Consider the following 16,328-nt stretch of genomic DNA (forward strand, 5'->3'; position numbering starts at 1 on the left):
CCATGGGCGCTTTCGACAACCTGCTGCAACCCGGCCGCATCGGCACCATGGAGGTGCGCAACCGCATCGTCATGGCGCCGATGGGTTCCAACTTCGCCGAGGCGGACGGCACCTGCGGCGAACGCATTCAGGCCTATTACGAGGCCCGCGCGGCGGGCGGCGCCGGCCTGCTTACGATGGGCGTCGTCTCCATCGCCTACCCGCACGGTACGGCCGAGCCCTACCAGGTGGGCATCTCGGACGACAAGTTCATTCCCGGGCTGAAGGGCATCGTCGATCGGGTGCACAAGCACGGCGCCAAGATCGCCGCGCAATTGCAGCACGCCGGCAAGACCTCGGTGCGCGACCTCGCCGAGGGCCGTGAACTGTGGGTGCCGTCCATGCCGCCGGCGGTCAAGACCGACATGTTCGCCGCGCTGACACAGGAAGAGCTCGGCGCCTTCATCAGCTCGTCCAAGGGCCGCGAGAAGGCCGGCGTGAAGATCCGCGTGATGGACAAGGCCGACATCGCGCAAATGATCGAATGGTTCGCCGCCGCCGCCGATCGCGCCCGGCGCGCGGGCTTCGACGGTGTCGAGATCCACGCCGCGCACACCTACATCATTGCGGGCTTCCTGTCCGGCTACTTCAACAAGCGCAACGACGAATACGGCGGCTCGATCGAGAACCGCGGCCGCTTCCTGCGCGAAGTCATTGCCGCCGTGCGCCAGCGTGTCGGTGCCGACTACCCGGTGTGGCTGCGCCTGGACGCCTACGAGCTGCGCATGGACGGCGGCATCACGCTGGAAGAAGCCAAGGTCTTCGCCGGCATGGCCGAAGCCGCCGGCTGCGACGCCGTCAGCGTATCGGCCTATGCCAACACCAGCACCGGCGTCGCCTTCACCGAGGCCCCGCTGGTGCAGCAGAAGGCCGGCTTCCTGCTGTGGGCCGCCGAGATCAAGGAAGCAGTGAAGATTCCGGTGATCGCCGTCGGCCGCCTCGAGCCCGAGGTCGCGGACAACGCCATCGCCGCCGGCCAGTGCGACTTCGTCGCCATGGCGCGCAAGATGCTGGCCGACCCCGAACTGCCGAACAAGCTCATCGAGAACCGCCCCGAAGACATCCGACCCTGTATCTACTGCTACGCCTGCGTCAGCCAGATCTTCGTCAACCAGCGCGTCAAATGCGCCGTCAACCCGATGACCGGCCACGAGTCCGAGATCCGGCTGGTCCCTGCTGAGAAGCCGGGCCATGTGCTGGTCGTCGGCGGCGGGCCTGCCGGCATGGAGGCAGCCCGCGCAGCCGCCTTGCGCGGTCACAAGGTGACGCTGGTGGAGCGCAGCGGCAGGCTGGGCGGCACCCTGTTCTTCGCCGCGCTGGCCTACGCCGAGAACGGCGGCCTGCTCGACTACCTGACCACGCAGATGAGGAAACTGCAGATCGACGTGCGCCTCAACACCGTGGCCACGCCCGAGCTGATCGGGCAGATCGGCGCCACGGCCGTGATCGTCGCCACCGGCGCCGAGCGCAACGCACCGCCCATCCCTGGCGCCGAGCTGGACCACGTGTGGTCGGGCGACGAACTGCGCCGCCTGATGACCGACGACCGCGCCGAAGAGATCGCCAAGCGCAAGCTGTCCTTCACCCAGCGCACGCTGATGAAGGCCGGCAGCCTGGTCGGCGTCACCGACAGCACCGACGCCATCCAGAACCTTTCGCGCGTGTGGATGCCGCTGGGCAAGAAGGTCGCCATCATCGGCGGCGGCCTGGTGGGTATCGAACTGGCCGAGTTCCTGGTCGACCGCGGACGCGAAGTCGTGGTGCTCGAAGAAGGCCCGAGCCTGGGTCGCGAGCTGTCCATCGTGCGCCGCTGGCGCGTGCTCGATACCCTGCGCCAGCATGGCGTCGAGCTGCACACCCGGGTCCGGATCGAGTCGATCGACAAGAAGGCCGTGAAGTACACCGACGCCGAGGGCCAAAGCCACACGCTGCCGGCCGAATCGGTGGTGCTCGCGGTCGGCGCGCGGCCCGACGACACGCTGGCACGCACGCTGGAAGCTGCCGGCGTGCCGGTCAGCTCGGTCGGCGACGGCGCGCAGATCGGCTACATCGAAGGCGCCGTCAAGTCCGGCATGCTCGCCGGCCTGTCGGCCTGACCGGAACATCCCGTCGTCCCTCGGCCGGGTGTGCGGCGCTCATGCCGCCACCCGGCTTTTTTCTCTCCGCCCGCCGCGCACACGGCAGGCGCATCAACGGAGCGCACGATGAGCACCTCCGCCACCGAAATCTGCAACCTGCTCTACCGCTACGCCGAAGCCATCGACGAAGGCCGCCTTGAGGACGCTGCCGCCCTCTTCCGCCACGCCCGCATCGAAACCGGGGCCGCCGGTCCGCTCGACGCCGATGGCCTGCTCGCCCTGTGGCGCAAGATCCTGGTGATCCACCCCTGCGGCACGCCGCGCACCCGCCACCTCGTCACCAACCCCATCCTCGACATCGACGAGGCAGCCGGTACCGCGCGGGTCCGCTCCTGCTTCACCGTGATGCAGGCCACAGACGACCTCCCGCTGCAGGTCATCGCCAGCGGCCGCTATCACGACCGCTTCGCCCGCATCGACGGCGAATGGTGCTTCGTCGAACGCGACTACCGCCAGCTCGACTTCACCGGCGACCTCAGCCGGCACCTGCGCGTTCCCGTCAGGACCGGAAGCCGCCGCTGAGCCCGCAGCCCGCCGCCGTCTTCAAATAAACTGTCGGCCCCGACTCTCCCGCACAGACCGATGAAGATCGACAAGCTCCCGACCGGCACCCGCTTCCAATGGAAAGGCCGCAACTACACCAAGGTCGGCCCGATGACCGCGGCCGCGGACAGCGGCGGCGTGGACTTCATCCCCAAGCACGCAACGCTCCAGCCCATTCCCGGAGAAGCCTGGGCGGCCGCGGCAGAACAAGAGCCAGCCCCGCTGCTCGACGCGGCCAGGGTCAAGGCGGCGTTCGAGGCCTATCACGGCACGGCGCTGCGGCATGCGGACGATGCGGGACGGCTGGAGCTGGAGCGCGCGCGCGTACGGTTTCTGGCCGAGATCGGCTAGGGCCGCTTCGATGGTCGGATGACGCGGCCCTTGGCACGCGCGACGCCCGTTCTGCTTGAATCGGGCGTCCTCAGGCCGCCCGGATCCACTCCGCAATCGTTGCCGTCGTCGGAATCCGCCCCGACGACACCAGCTTGCCGCCAATCACCAGCCCCGGGGTCTTGAGCACGTCGTAGGCGAGGATCTCGTTCATGTCGGTGACCTTGACGACTTCGGCCTGAAGGCCGGTGGTCGCGAGCGCGTCACGGACGAGCTCTTCCAGCTTGCGGCAGTTGGCGCAGCCGGGACCGAGCACCTTGATTTCGAGCATGATCAGATTCCTTTCAGTGAGGACGCGTTGCGGCTTGCGACCGACAGCAGCACCGCCAGCAGCGCGATGAAACCCGCGAGGTAGAGCGCGAGCATGAGCAGCGAAACGCCGTCGATCCAGGCCCCGTAGATGAGCCCGGCGGCAGCACTGAAGAGTGCCACCAGGCCGACATAGGTGAAGGTCTTCCTGCGACCGATGATCGCCGAGATGATCAGGATGCTCTGCAGCGACAGCTCGGGGTCGGACATCAGGTAGGCTAGCAGCGGGCCGCGATGCATGCCGAGTTCGAGGAACATCTTGGCGATCGGCACCTCGACCAGGGTCGGGAAGTACATGAACACGCCGAACACCACGCCCGCCAGGTTGCCGGTAAGCGAGTTGGTACCCGCCAGCATCTGGATCCATTCGGGACGGATCAGCACGCGGATCATGCCGACGATGAACACGCCCACGACCAGCAGCGGAAAGATCTGCTTCACGAAGCGCCAGGACTCCCATAGCCAGTCGCGCAGCTCGTCCTCGTTCAGTCGGTGACGGACGATGTAGCTCAGCACCGCGAGCGCGGCGGCAACGCCGAAGAACTTGCCGGTGAGGCCGACGCGGAGCCCGCCTTCCACCGGCTGCACCGCCAGCGCGGCCACCAGCAAGGTCGCCGCGATCAGTGCGAGGCTGATCCAGGTCCATGCATTGGCACCGTCGGCGATGTTTTCCAGCCCGCGCCAGGCGGCGAAGCCGATCGCGCCGAGCAGCCCGATCAGCACCACGCCCTGCAGCGACACGCCCTCCTCGCCTCTTGCGGCGTCGTAGGGCACCAGGCGGTCGAGCACGGCCTGCCAGCCCTGCGCGTCGGCGAGCGGCAGCCTGACGTCGAGATACGTCCCGGTCAGCACGTCGAGCTTCAGCGTTCCCGCCAGCAACAGCGCCACCCAGACGAACAGGAAGACCAGCGCCATCCGCCCCATCCCGGCGCCCTGCGCACCGAAGGCGGTGTCGGTGGCACGGTCATGCGCGGCGTCGTCGCTGCGAAAGATCAAGGCCATGATCAGGCCGATGCCGATGCCGAAGGTCAGCGACAGCAGAAAGCGCGCGGCGGCAAGATCGGGGCCGATGATGCCGCCGGTGTAGACCAGCGCCAGGATGTTGGCCGCCGGCGCGAAGAACAGGAAGGTGATCGCCGGGCCCAGGCCGGCGCCCTTCTTGTAGATACCGGCGAAGAGCGGAACGATGGTGCACGAGCACACCGCCAGCAGGGACCCGGCGGCTGCGGCAGCGGGATACGACACTGCCTTGCTGGAGTTGCGACCGAGGAAACGGGTGACGGTCTCCTTGGGAATCAGCGCCGACATCGCCCCGGCGATGAAGAACGCGGGCAGCAGGCACAGCAGCACATGGGCCGCAAGGTAAGCGGCCAGATTGCCCAGCCCGCCGTAGAAGACTGGGAGAACCGAGGAAAGCATGGTGTCCATGACGCGAACTCCCGCAAGAAAATGGTGCTGCCCGGTGCGAGACCGACCGCGCCTGCAACCGAAAACTAGCGCCCAGATCGACAGTCGACAAGCAGCTTCATCAATGAAGACGCACGCACGCCGAAAAGGATGCAACCCACCGCGATCGCGCCCGAATGAACCCGCGCCTGTGCAGAATTCAGCCGGGCGGCGGCCGCGGCACGAAGCAGCACACCTTGCCGCGCTCGTCGAGCTGCACCTGGCAGGCGCACAGCAACTGTGCCCGCAGTCGCTGGCGTGCGCGCTGAACGCGCGACTTTGCGCCGGGCAGTGACAGACCCTTGAGTGCGGCGAAGGCCTTCTGGCTCATCCCGCCGATGTCGCACAGCTCGAGCGCCTCGCGATCGTCCGCAGCAAGCTCGGTCAGCACCCGCGGCAAGCAGGCCGACAGCAGATCGACCGGCGCGAGGCCAGGCTCGGGAAGCACGTTCATCGCCTGCGCACCCATCGCCGCCGGTTCGGCCCCGCGCTCGGCGAGACCCTCGGGGAGCGGCTCGCTGCTGCGCGTGCGCCGGGCATGATCGACAACCGCGTTACGCGCTACCTCGAACAGCCAGGCGCGGGGGTTGTTCACCGCACAGAAGCGCTCGCCCTGGCGCAAAGCCTTGAGGAAGAGATCGTGCAGTACATCCTCGGCTTCGGACGCCGGGCGGACGTGGTGGCGCAGGTAGCGCAGCAGTTCGGATTCATGCGCCGACCAGGCGTCGAGCAGGCAGGGGACCGTCACCTTGGAGCGCTCTTTTGGGGCAGTGGTTAACGTTCGGAAAGGAAAGCCGTGGCTGGGCAGTCGAACTCAGATCGACGCCTGATTCACCCGCGCCGACAGCTCGGCCGCGCTCTCCTTGCGCTCGCTGTAGCGATCGACCAGGTAGGGCGCGATGTCGCGCGTCAGCAGCGTGAACTTCACCAGTTCCTCCATCACGTCCACCACGCGATCGTAGTAGGCCGAGGGCTTCATGCGGTCGTGGTCGTCGAACTCGAGGAAGGCCTTGGCGACCGAGGACTGGTTGGGAATGGTCAGCATGCGCATCCAGCGTCCGAGCACCCGCATCTGGTTGACCGCATTGAACGACTGCGAACCACCGCACACCTGCATCACCGCCAGCGTCTTGCCCTGGGTCGGACGCACGGCGCCGACCGACAGCGGAATCCAGTCGATCTGCGCCTTAATGATGCCGGTCATCGCGCCGTGGCGCTCGGGCGAGCACCACACCATGCCCTCGGCCCATTGGGTGAGTTCGCGCAGTTCGACCACCTTGGGGTGTGTGTCGGGCGCATCGTCGGGCAACGGCAGACCGCTGGGGTTGAAGATGCGCGCCTCGGCACCCATCGCGCGCAGCAGTCGGGCGGCCTCCTCGGCCAACAGGCGGCTGAAGGAGCGCACGCGCAGCGAGCCGTAGAGCAGCGCAATGCGTGGCGGATGGCTGGACGGCTGCGCGGCGCGTAACTGCGCTGGATCGGGCACGCGGAATAGCACCGGATCGACGTTGGGCAGGTCGGTGGTTTGCAGAACTTGTGCGGACTCAGACACGGCGCCCCCCCGCATCGACCACCCGCTCGCCATCTTCCTTGGTGAAGGCACCACGTTGAGGCTGCGGCAGGATGTCGAGAACGACCTCAGACGGACGGCACAGGCGCGTGCCGAGCGGGGTGACGACGATCGGGCGGTTGATCAGGATGGGGTGGGCCATCATCGCGTCAACCAGTTCTTCATCGGTCTTCGCCGGATCGGCGAGGCCAAGTTCAGTGAATAGCGCCTCCTTGGCGCGCATGATGCCGCGCACCCCCAGGCCGGCGGCCGCGATCAGCGCGAGCAGCAGATCGCGGCCGGGCGGGGTCTTGAGATACTCGATGACCTCGGGCTCTTGGCCACTGTTGCGAATCATCGCCAAGGTGTTGCGCGAAGTGCCGCAGCGCGGGTTGTGATAGATCGTGATGTCGCTCATGGATGACCTTGTTCATGAAAGCGGTGGCTGACGCCGGCCCAGCGATGTTACATGCCAAAGCGCCGAGCGCCGCCACCGGGGCGACAAAACCGATGACTCACTGCAGCCTGTGCTGGCACCATGACGCCGTGTCATACCCGATTTCGGCCACCAGCACGCCACGCCGCCCCTGCAAAGCAATGAGCCCTCACGTCCACACCCTCGCCCGACACTTCCTCAGCCTTGCGATTGTGTTCAGCTTCGCATCGACCGCGTTTGCCGATCAAGGCTTCACGCTTGCGCACCACGAGCTTTCAGGCGGAGTCCATGCACTGCTCGGCCCCTCCGGCGCACGCAGCTACCAGAATCACGGCTTGAATGCCAACTTCGGGATCATCGATACCGCCGAAGGCGCTGTGCTGATCGACAGTGGCGCGTCGCAGCAGGGCGCTCGCCTGCTCGAAGCCGAGGCCTCTCGCCTCACTGCCAAGCCGGTGCGATGGGTCATCAACACCGGCGCTCAGGATCATCGCTGGTTGGGGAATGACTACTTCCGCAATCGGGGCGCCGAAGTCATCGCCCATACGCTCACCGCCGCAACGCAGCAACGCAATGCGCACGCACAACTCGACAGCCTGCGTCCGGTGCTCAAGGAACGGCTCGACGATACGGAACCGGTCACCGCAAACCGCCTCCTCGAAGGCGCACATACAACGCTGAATCTTGGCGGCCGGCAGATCGAGGTTCATTACTTCGCCGATGCCCACTTTCCGGGCGATGTGGTCGTCTGGTTGCCCGAGGAGCGCATTCTTTTCGCGGGCGATCACGTCTACGTCGATCGATTGCTCGGCATCCTGCCGCAGAGCAATGCCGAGACATGGCTGAGTGCATTCGAGGCGCTCATGGCGCTCGGTCCAGACCGCATCGTTCCCGGTCATGGTTCGGTGAGCGATCTAGCCCGGGCGCAGGCCGACACCGGCGATTACCTCGCCTTCATCGTCAATGGCGTCAAGCCCTTGGCCGAAGACATGGTGGGTGTCGACGCGGCCGTCGCCCAACTCGGCGATGCACCACAATTCGCCCGCCTCGCCAACTACGAAGAGTTGCATCGGGGGAACGTGAGCCAGGCGTATTTGCGTCTTGAAGCCGCGCAGTGAGCATGGACATGGACTCAGGCGATTTCAGCTTCACCCGGCAAGTCGGCGCGCACGACATCGCCGAGGCGATCAACCGGGGGTGCGACTGCCGCAGCCTGGACCCTGAGCGCTTGCGCCGGCAGCTCGAGGCCGAGCCGAGCCTGCTCGGACTCGCCGCCGAAATCGGCCACAGCCGGCCGCACCTGTTCTCCGCGACCGCCGTGTTCATTGCGCCCGAAACCCTACAGGCCATGGAGCACATCGTCGCAGCGGTCGAGTCGGTCGTCGCACTGCCTGCCTACCAGGCCATGGCGCTCGACCGCGCACCGCCGATTGCCCGCGTCACCCCCGGGCCGCAGTCGGTGTTCATGGGCTTCGACTTCCATCTGGGTGACGCCGGCCCCCAGCTCATCGAGATCAACACCAACGCTGGCGGCGCCCTGCTCAACAGCGCCCTGGCACGCGCGCAGAGAGCCTGCTGCGAGCAGATCCAGCCTTTCCTTCGGCCTACCGCAGAACTCGAGACGCTCGACCAGCGCTGGCTGGACGACTTCTTCGCCGAATGGTCGCTGCAGGGGCGAAGCGGCAGGCCCGCCCGCATGGCCATCGTGGACGAACACCCCGCGACGCAGTATCTGCATCCCGAGTTCCTGCTGTTTCGCCACCTGTTCCGCCGTGCCGGCATCGACGCCGTCATCTGCGACCCCGCCGAACTGTCATTCGAATCGGGACGTCTGATGCATGCCGGCGCGCCGCTCGACCTGGTCTACAACCGCCTGACCGATTTCTACCTGCAGGCACCGGCGCTGGCGCCCTTGCGGGCGGCCCACGAAGCCGGTGCGATCGTGCTGACCCCGCATCCACACGCCCACGCGCTGTATGCGGACAAGCGCAACCTCTGCATCCTGAGCGATGCCGCACGCCTTGCCGAACTCGGCGTTCCCAAGCCCGTCATCGACCGCCTCGTCACGGGGGTGCCCCGCACGCTCGAAGTCACCCCTGAGAAGACGGAAGCATTATGGGCGGCACGACGCGGCCTGTTCTTCAAACCCTTCGCCGGTTTCGGCAGTCGCGCGACCTACCGAGGCGACAAGCTCACGCAGCGTGTCTGGCAGGAGATTCTCGCCGGCGGCTACGTGGCGCAGAACCTTGCCCTCCCCTCGGAACGGCGGGTTGCGATCGATGGGCAGAGCAGCGATCTGAAGCTTGATGTCCGCGCCTATGCGTATGCCGGCTCCATCCGTCTGGTCGCTGCGCGGCTGTACAAGGGACAGACGACGAATTTCCGGACGCCCGGAGGAGGATTTGCGCCGGTGTTCGTGACCAGTGCGAAGGATCTTGCCCAGTGAGCCTTCCCTGCCATCGGCAAACACCTTAGCCGTGCTGCCGTTGATCTCCGGCCGAGGTCCGTCGTGACCGACAGGCCGGGCCGACAGCCCGCCGGGAAGCTTGCGCCAGAAGAGCGTCGTCCGATCGGACGATGCCCTTCCGCCATCGACTCTCGTAGCGTGGGCAGCACCACGCATACCCGCAAGTCTTCGGGTATCGCGCTCACCCCACGGAGACATACGGATGGTCATCGACAACACAAACACAATTGGCGTCATCGGCGGTACCGGCAAGCTGGGCGCGGCGCTCGCACGCCGCTGGGCGAAGGCGGGGCTGCGCGTGGCGATCGGCTCGCGCGATGCGGACAAGGCCCGCGAAGCGGCCGCCGCGCTGGCGGCGGAGACCGGCGCCAGCGTCGATTCGGGCCTCAACGCCGACATCGCCGCCCGTGCCGATCTGATCGTGGTCAGCGTGCCCTTTGCGTCGCAGGTCGCCACGCTGGAGGAAATCCGCGCGGCTGCGGCCGGCAAGCTGGTGGTGGATACCACCGTGCCGCTGATGCCGCCCAAGGTGATGCGCGTGCAGTTGCCGGCCGAAGGCTGCGCGGCGCTGCGCGCGCAGCAGGTGCTGGGCGAGGCGGTGCGCGTGGTCTCGGCCTTTCACAACGTGGCCGCCCACAAGCTGGCGACCGACGAGGACATCGCCTGCGACGTGCTGGTCTTCGGCGATGACAAGGCCGACCGCAGCCAGGTCATGGCGCTGGCCGATGCCGCCGGCCTGCGCGGTCTGCACGGCGGTGCCCTGCCAAACTCGGCAGCGGCCGAGGCAATGACCTCGGTGCTGATCTTTCTCAACAAGACCTATCGTGTCGATGGCGCCGGCCTGTGCATCACCGGCGAACTCGACATGAACGCCGACGCCTGAGCCGACCGCCATGGGACGCCGGCTGTGTTTCGAAGCGCTTGCCGGCATCCCGGAGATCCGGCCCGGAGACGCGCTGGCGCCGCTGATCGTGGCGGCGCTGGCGGAGAACAGAAGCGAGCTGGGCAGCGACAGCATCGTCGTGGTGGCGCAGAAGATCGTGTCGAAGTCGGAAGGCCGCTTCGCCTGGCTGGACGAGGTCGTCCCGTCCGTCAAGGCGCAGGAACTGGCCCGCATCACCGGCAAGGATGCGCGGCTGGTCGAGCTGACGCTGTCCGAATCCACCCGCGTGCTGCGCGCGGTACCGGGCGTGCTGATCGTGCGCCATCGCCTGGGCTACGTGATGGCCAACGCCGGCATCGACCTGTCCAACGTGCCGGAAGAGGCTGGCCGCGAGCGCGCCCTGCTGCTACCGCTGGACCCTGACGCCTCGGCCGCCGGGCTGCGCGAGGCCTTGTACCTCGCCACGGGGCAGCAGGTCGGCGTGATCGTCAGCGACAGCTTCGGCCGCCCGTGGCGCAACGGCGTGGTGAATGTGGCGCTGGGCTCGGCCGGCATTCCGGCACTGATCGACCGCCGCGGCGACACCGACCGCCACGGCCGCAGGCTGCAGATCACCCAGACCGCGTTTGCCGACGCGGTGGCCGCCGGTGCCGCGGTGGTGATGGGCGAAGGCGACGAGGGCATGCCGGTGGTGATCGCCAGCGGCTTCATCCCGGCCGCGCCCGAGACCGATTGCCGGGCGCTGGTGCGCCCGATCGACACGGACCTGTTCCAGTGAGCGCGCCCAGCATCCTCGCCCTGAGCGGCGGCGTCGGTGGTGCCAAGCTGGCCGACGGACTGCTGCACGCGGCGGGCCGCGGCCGGCTCACCGTCGCGGTCAATACCGGCGACGACTTCACCCACCTGGGCCTGCACATCTCGCCCGACATCGACACCGCGCTGTATACGCTGGCCGACCTCGCCAACCCGGAAACCGGCTGGGGCCGGCGCAATGAGACCTGGACCTTCATGGACGCGCTCGCCCGCCTGGGCGGCGAGATCTGGTTCCGCCTCGGCGACGGCGATCTCGCCACCCACGTCGAGCGCACCCGCCGCCTCGCAGCCGGCGAGCCGCTGTCGGCCATCGTCGCCGACTTCGCGCACCGCCTCGGCATCGAGGCCGACATCGTGCCGATGTCCGACCAGCCGTTGCGCACCCGCGTGCGGACCGACGAAGGCGTGTTCGACTTCCAGGACTACTTCGTCCGCCAGCAATGCCGCCCGGTCACGCGTGCGATCGAATTCGTGTTCGCGCCCGACACCCGGCCCTGCGCCGCGCTGGAGCGGGCGCTCGCCGACGAGACGCTGGGCGCCATCGTGATCTGCCCATCCAACCCCTACCTGAGCATCGCCCCCATCCTCGCGGTGCCCGGCCTGCGCACGCTGCTGCGCGCGCGTGGCGTACCAATCGTCGCGGTCTCGCCGCTGGTCGGCGGCGCCGCGGTGAAGGGGCCGACCGCGAAGATCATGACCGAGCTGGGCGTGCCGGTGAGCGCGGACGAGATCGTCCGCCACTACGGCGACCTGCTCGACGGCTTCGTGCTGGATGCACGCGATGCCCATCTGCGCGAACAGCTCGCGCTGCCGGTGCATGTCACCGACACGCTGATGCTGACACCGGCCGATCGTGTCCGCGTGGCACACGAGACACTGGCCTTCACCGCCACCCTGTCCCACCGATCCTGAGCGAATCGCGTTGCACCCCATCGACGCCAGCGCTCGCCCCAAAAACCGAGCTTTTTCACATTCAGCCGAACAGCATCCGAACAACATCCTCAGACCCTTGTTTTTATTGCTTTTTTTATCCTTACTCGGCCAACCTTCAGCACCCCAAAGCGAGTAGCCGTCGTCGTATCTGAGGTGTTTCAATTTTGCCAAGGACAGCACGAAGACCATGCAGACACGACACCTCAACCCTCTCGCCGCCCGTAACGCCACGCCCGCCTCGCAGCGTGTAATGGGTGCCGCTGCGACCAGATCGCCGGGAGTGCGGCCATGAGCTGCTGGGCCGTGGTTCCGCTCAAGGCGCGCCGCTTCGGCAAGACGCGGCTGGCCGGTCTGCTCGACGATGCCGCCCGCGCCGGGCTGGTGCAGACGATGCTCGACACCGTGTTGTCGGCCTTGTCCGATGCGCAGGAGATCGACCACATCGCGGTCGTCAGCAGCGAGCCCGAGCGGGTTCCTTTGGGCGTGCTCGCCCTGCCCGACCCGGGCGCGGGCCTCAACCCGGCGCTGACCGCCGCCGCCGACAGCCTGCTCGACCACGGTGCGACTTCGCTGCTGGTCATCCACGCCGACCTGCCGCTGGTGCGGGCGAGCGAGATCGACCGCTTCGTCCGCGCCGGACGGCGACAGGGGCTGGCGCTGGCGTCCGACCGCCACGGCACCGGCACCAACGCGCTGTTCGTCGCGGATCGGCTGGACTTCCCTTTCCGCTTCGGCACGAACAGCCTGTCGCAGCACCTGGCGGAAGCGCGCATCCGTCGCATCACGCCGGCCCTGCCCGCCTTGAATGGCCTCGCCATCGACATCGACACGCCCGCCGATCTCGCCTGCCTGCTGCCGGCAGCGGGCGTTTCCCTCAAGCCCTCCCGCTGGAGCCTGACGCCATGCACAACCTCGCCATGCACGACTTCGCTCTGAGCCTACTCGCCCGCGCGCGGGCAGGACACACGCTGTCGCCCGAAGACATCCATCTGCTGGCCGAACACGCGTCGCACGCCGACCTGCTGCACACCGCCGGGGCCCTGACGCTGGCCGGGCACGGCGCCAGCGTGGGCTACTCGCGCAAGGTCTTCATCCCGCTCACCCGGCTGTGCCGCAACACCTGCGGCTACTGCACCTTCGCCACCACGCCGAAGTCGGTGCCGAACGCCTACCTGAGCGCGGACGAAGTGCTGGCCATCGCCCGCGCCGGCGCGGCGGCAGGTTGCCACGAGGCCTTGTTCACCCTCGGCGAACGCCCGGAATCGCGCTACCAGGCGGCGCGCGACGCCCTCGCCGCGCTCGGCCACGGCTCGACCATCGAATACCTGGCGGAGATGGCTGCGCTGGTGCATCGCGAGACCGGCCTGCTGCCGCATGTGAACCCCGGCACCATGAGCACCGAGGAGATCGCCCTGCTGCGCCCGCTGTCGGCGTCGATGGGCATCATGCTCGAGTCCTCCTCCACCCGCCTGTGCGAACGCGGCGGCCCGCACTGGAAGTGCGTGGACAAACACCCGGGCGCCCGCCTCGAGACCCTGCGCCTGGCCGGCGAACAGGCGGTGCCGATGACGACCGGCATCCTCATCGGCATCGGCGAAACGCGCCGCGAACGCGTCGACTCCCTGCTCGCGCTGCGCGAGGTGCACGCGGCCCACGGCCACCTGCAGGAGATCATCGTGCAGAACTTCCGCGCCAAGCCCGGCACGGTGATGGCACAGGCGGAAGAGCCCGCGCTGGATGACCACACCTGGACGATCGCGATGGCGCGCCTGATTTTCGGCGCCGGGATGTCCATCCAGGCGCCGCCCAACCTGAGACCCGGCGAACTGGGCCCGCTGCTGCGCGCCGGCGTCAACGACTGGGGTGGCATCTCGCCGGTCACGCTCGATCACGTCAATCCCGAGGCAGCCTGGCCGCAGATCGACGCGCTCGCCGCCGAGACGGCCGCACACGGCCGCCACCTGCGCCCACGCCTGCCGCTGATCCCGTCCTTCGTGCGCGAGGCTGCGCGATGGACCGATGCGGCAATGGGCACCGCCCTGCTGCGTCGAGCCGACGCAAACGGCTTCGCGCGCGTCGACGACTGGATCGCCGGCACCGGTCAGGCCCCCTCGCCCGCCGCGCTGCGCGCCTTCGCCTCCCAACCGGACGGTGCAGCGCCATCGCAGGCCATCCGCGCACTGCTCGACAAGGCCCTGACGGGCCGCGAACTGGCCGAGGACGAGATCGTGCGCCTGTTCGATGCGCAGGGCGCGGACCTGCACGCGGTGATGGCGGCGGCCGACCACCTGCGCCGCGACACCGTGGGCGAGGCGGTCACCCACGTGCGCAACTGCAACATCAACTACACCAACATCTGCCAGCACCGCTGCGGCTTCTGCGCCTTTGCCAAGAGCCACGCCGCCTCCACGCTGCGCGGCCCGGCCTACCGGCTCAACGCCGAGCAGGTGGCCGCCCGTGCGCTCGAAGCCTGGGCCCGCGGCGCCACCGAGGTGTGCATGCAGGGCGGCATCCACCCGCACTACACCGGCGACACCTACCTCGAGTTGCTGGCAGCGGTCAAGCGCGCCACGCCCGACATGCACATCCATGCCTTCTCGCCACTGGAGATCCGCCACGGCGCCGCCACCCTGGGCCTGTCGCTGCACGACTACCTGCGCCGCCTGCGCGACGCCGGCCTGCGCACGCTGCCGGGCACGGCAGCGGAGATCCTCGACGACGAGGTGCGCGCCATCATCTGCCCGGACAAGCTCGACACCGCGCAATGGCTCAAGGTGATGGAGGCCGCGCACGCGGTCGGCATCCGCAGCACCGCGACCATCATGTTCGGCCATGTCGATACGCCGCGGCACTGGGCGCGTCACCTGCTCGCCATCCGCCGCCTGCAGGCGAAGACGGGCGGCTTCACCGAGTTCGTGCCGCTGCCCTTCGTGCATATGGAGTCGCCGCTGTGGCACAAGGGTCGCGCACGCTCGGGCCCGACGCTGCGCGAAGCGGTGCTGATGCATGCGGTCGCCCGCCTGGTCCTGCATCCGCTGATCCCGAACATCCAGACCTCGTGGGTGAAGATGGGCGCCGAAGGCGCGGCGCTCTGCCTGCAGGCCGGGGCGAACGACCTCGGCGGCACGCTGATGTACGAATCGATCACGCGCGCAGCGGGCGGCGCCAACGGCCAGGTGATGGAAACCGCCGACCTGCGTGCGATCGCTGCGCGCTGCGCACGCCCGCTGCGACAACGTACGACGCTCTACGAAGCGGTGCCGCCCACGATCGGCCGCGCCAGGGCCGCAGCAGCGACAGACGTCTGCACGACGGCGGCCGGCACGCGTGGTGAAGCCGGCCCCCCACATCGACCCCAACGGGTGCACAGGCTGCACGCACTCGCCTGAACGCCCACGCTCCACGCAGTACCGAACCGCGCCGCCCCGGCGGCGCGGCCGGCCCTCTACGTCCCTAGTTCCCGCAACAAAGCTGGAGAATCCATGACACTCACCCACCTGCAACGGCTCGAAGCCGAAAGCATCCACATCCTGCGCGAGGTCGTCGCCGAGGCCGACAAGCCAGTGATGCTGTACTCCATCGGCAAGGACAGCGCGGTCATGCTGCACCTGGCGATGAAGGCCTTCTACCCGGCCGTGCCGCCCTTTCCGCTGCTGCACGTCGATACGCGCTGGAAGTTCCAGGAGATGTACCGCTTCCGCGACCGCATGGCGCAGCAGACCGGCATGGACCTGCTGGTGCACATCAACCCCGAAGGCGTGGAGAAGGACATCAACCCCTTCACCCACGGCTCGGCGATCCACACCGACATCATGAAGACCGAGGGCCTCAAGCAGGCGCTCGACCAGTACGGCTTCGACGTCGCCTTCGGCGGGGCGCGCCGCGACGAGGAGAAGTCGCGCGCCAAGGAGCGCGTGTTCTCCTTCCGCACCGCGCAGCACCGCTGGGACCCGAAGAACCAGCGCCCCGAGTTGTGGAAGCTCTACAACGCCAGAAAGCACAAGGGCGAGTCGATCCGGGTGTTTCCGCTGTCGAACTGGACCGAGCTCGACATCTGGCAGTACATCTACCTCGAGAACATCCCCATCGTGCCGCTGTATTACGCGGCCGAACGTCCGGTGGTCGAGCGCGACGGCACGCTGATCATGGTCGACGACCACCGCATGCCCCTGAAGCCCGGCGAGGTGCCGATGATGAAGAAGGTGCGCTTTCGCACCCTGGGCTGCTACCCGCTGACCGGTGCGGTGGAGTCCGAGGCCGACACGCTGCCGGCGATCATCCAGGAGATGCTCCTTACCCGCACCTCCGAACGCCAGGGTCGGGTGATCGACCACGATTCCGCCGCTTCCATGGAAAAGAAAAAGCAAGAGGGGTACTTCTGA

16 protein-coding genes are annotated in these 16,328 nt (G+C 67.9%); 11 read left to right on the forward strand and 5 right to left on the reverse strand.

Going from position 1 to position 16,328, the window contains the following annotated elements; genetic code table 11:
• The first annotated feature begins 2 nt into the window (after positions 1-2).
• The 3 genes from AC731_RS08595 to AC731_RS08605 all read left to right on the forward strand — a co-directional run bounded on the left by AC731_RS08595 (position 3) and on the right by AC731_RS08605 (position 3,071).
• Positions 3-2,135 (forward strand): oxidoreductase, encoded by a 2,133-nt coding sequence (locus tag AC731_RS08595; protein ID WP_048705191.1) that lies wholly within the window; start codon positions 3-5, stop codon positions 2,133-2,135.
• Between the two features lie 108 nt (positions 2,136-2,243).
• Complete coding sequence (locus AC731_RS08600) at positions 2,244-2,699, forward strand: nuclear transport factor 2 family protein (protein ID WP_048705193.1); 456 nt, start codon at positions 2,244-2,246, stop codon at positions 2,697-2,699.
• A gap of 60 nt (positions 2,700-2,759) precedes the next feature.
• Positions 2,760-3,071 carry a hypothetical protein gene (locus AC731_RS08605; RefSeq protein WP_048705196.1) on the forward strand — a complete coding sequence of 104 codons (312 nt, stop codon included), beginning with the start codon at positions 2,760-2,762 and terminating at the stop codon, positions 3,069-3,071.
• A gap of 70 nt (positions 3,072-3,141) precedes the next feature.
• Here AC731_RS08605 and AC731_RS08610 read toward each other — a convergent pair whose 3' ends face one another.
• The 5 genes from AC731_RS08610 to arsC all read right to left on the reverse strand — a co-directional run bounded on the left by AC731_RS08610 (position 3,142) and on the right by arsC (position 6,832).
• A complete protein-coding gene (locus AC731_RS08610) occupies positions 3,142-3,381 on the reverse strand; it encodes a thioredoxin family protein (RefSeq protein ID WP_048705198.1) in 240 nt (79 codons plus the stop codon).
• 2 nt (positions 3,382-3,383) lie between these two features.
• Entirely contained in the window at positions 3,384-4,847 is a 1,464-nt protein-coding gene (locus AC731_RS08615) for a permease (RefSeq protein WP_048705201.1), read from the reverse strand.
• 178 nt (positions 4,848-5,025) lie between these two features.
• Entirely contained in the window at positions 5,026-5,613 is a 588-nt protein-coding gene (locus AC731_RS08620) for a sigma-70 family RNA polymerase sigma factor (RefSeq protein ID WP_048705203.1), read from the reverse strand.
• 66 nt (positions 5,614-5,679) lie between these two features.
• Positions 5,680-6,432, reverse strand: a complete 753-nt coding sequence (gene arsH / locus AC731_RS08625; RefSeq protein ID WP_048705205.1) for an arsenical resistance protein ArsH — start codon at positions 6,430-6,432, stop codon at positions 5,680-5,682.
• Complete coding sequence (gene arsC / locus AC731_RS08630; protein ID WP_048705208.1) at positions 6,410-6,832, reverse strand: arsenate reductase (glutaredoxin); 423 nt, start codon at positions 6,830-6,832, stop codon at positions 6,410-6,412. Before arsC ends, arsH begins: the two co-directional genes overlap by 23 nt.
• 14 nt (positions 6,833-6,846) lie before the next feature.
• Here arsC and AC731_RS08635 point away from each other — a divergent pair, with 14 nt between their 5' ends.
• The 8 genes from AC731_RS08635 (at position 6,847) to cysD (ending at position 16,328) form a co-directional block, all read left to right on the forward strand.
• Complete coding sequence (locus AC731_RS08635; protein ID WP_237266630.1) at positions 6,847-7,968, forward strand: MBL fold metallo-hydrolase; 1,122 nt, start codon at positions 6,847-6,849, stop codon at positions 7,966-7,968.
• A gap of 2 nt (positions 7,969-7,970) precedes the next feature.
• Positions 7,971-9,296: a hypothetical protein gene (locus AC731_RS08640; RefSeq protein ID WP_048705213.1), complete on the forward strand. Its 1,326-nt coding sequence runs from the start codon at positions 7,971-7,973 to the stop codon at positions 9,294-9,296.
• A 223-nt stretch (positions 9,297-9,519) separates the two neighbouring features.
• Positions 9,520-10,200: an NADPH-dependent F420 reductase gene (gene npdG, locus AC731_RS08645; RefSeq protein ID WP_048705216.1), complete on the forward strand. Its 681-nt coding sequence runs from the start codon at positions 9,520-9,522 to the stop codon at positions 10,198-10,200.
• A gap of 10 nt (positions 10,201-10,210) precedes the next feature.
• Complete coding sequence (cofE, locus tag AC731_RS08650; protein ID WP_048705219.1) at positions 10,211-10,978, forward strand: coenzyme F420-0:L-glutamate ligase; 768 nt, start codon at positions 10,211-10,213, stop codon at positions 10,976-10,978.
• Complete coding sequence (cofD, locus tag AC731_RS08655) at positions 10,975-11,925, forward strand: 2-phospho-L-lactate transferase (RefSeq protein ID WP_048705221.1); 951 nt, start codon at positions 10,975-10,977, stop codon at positions 11,923-11,925. Before cofE ends, cofD begins: the two co-directional genes overlap by 4 nt.
• A 309-nt stretch (positions 11,926-12,234) precedes the next feature.
• Positions 12,235-12,882, forward strand: coding sequence for a 2-phospho-L-lactate guanylyltransferase (gene cofC / locus AC731_RS08660; protein ID WP_048705224.1), 648 nt, complete (start codon positions 12,235-12,237; stop codon positions 12,880-12,882).
• Positions 12,849-15,335, forward strand: coding sequence for a 5-amino-6-(D-ribitylamino)uracil--L-tyrosine 4-hydroxyphenyl transferase CofH (cofH, locus tag AC731_RS08665; protein ID WP_082794280.1), 2,487 nt, complete (start codon positions 12,849-12,851; stop codon positions 15,333-15,335). The genes cofC and cofH overlap by 34 nt, the downstream gene beginning before the upstream one ends.
• A 93-nt stretch (positions 15,336-15,428) precedes the next feature.
• Positions 15,429-16,328 carry a sulfate adenylyltransferase subunit CysD gene (gene cysD, locus AC731_RS08670; RefSeq protein ID WP_048705227.1) on the forward strand — a complete coding sequence of 300 codons (900 nt, stop codon included), beginning with the start codon at positions 15,429-15,431 and terminating at the stop codon, positions 16,326-16,328.

Source organism: Thauera humireducens (genome assembly GCF_001051995.2).
Classification (GTDB): Bacteria; Pseudomonadota; Gammaproteobacteria; order Burkholderiales; family Rhodocyclaceae; genus Thauera; species Thauera humireducens.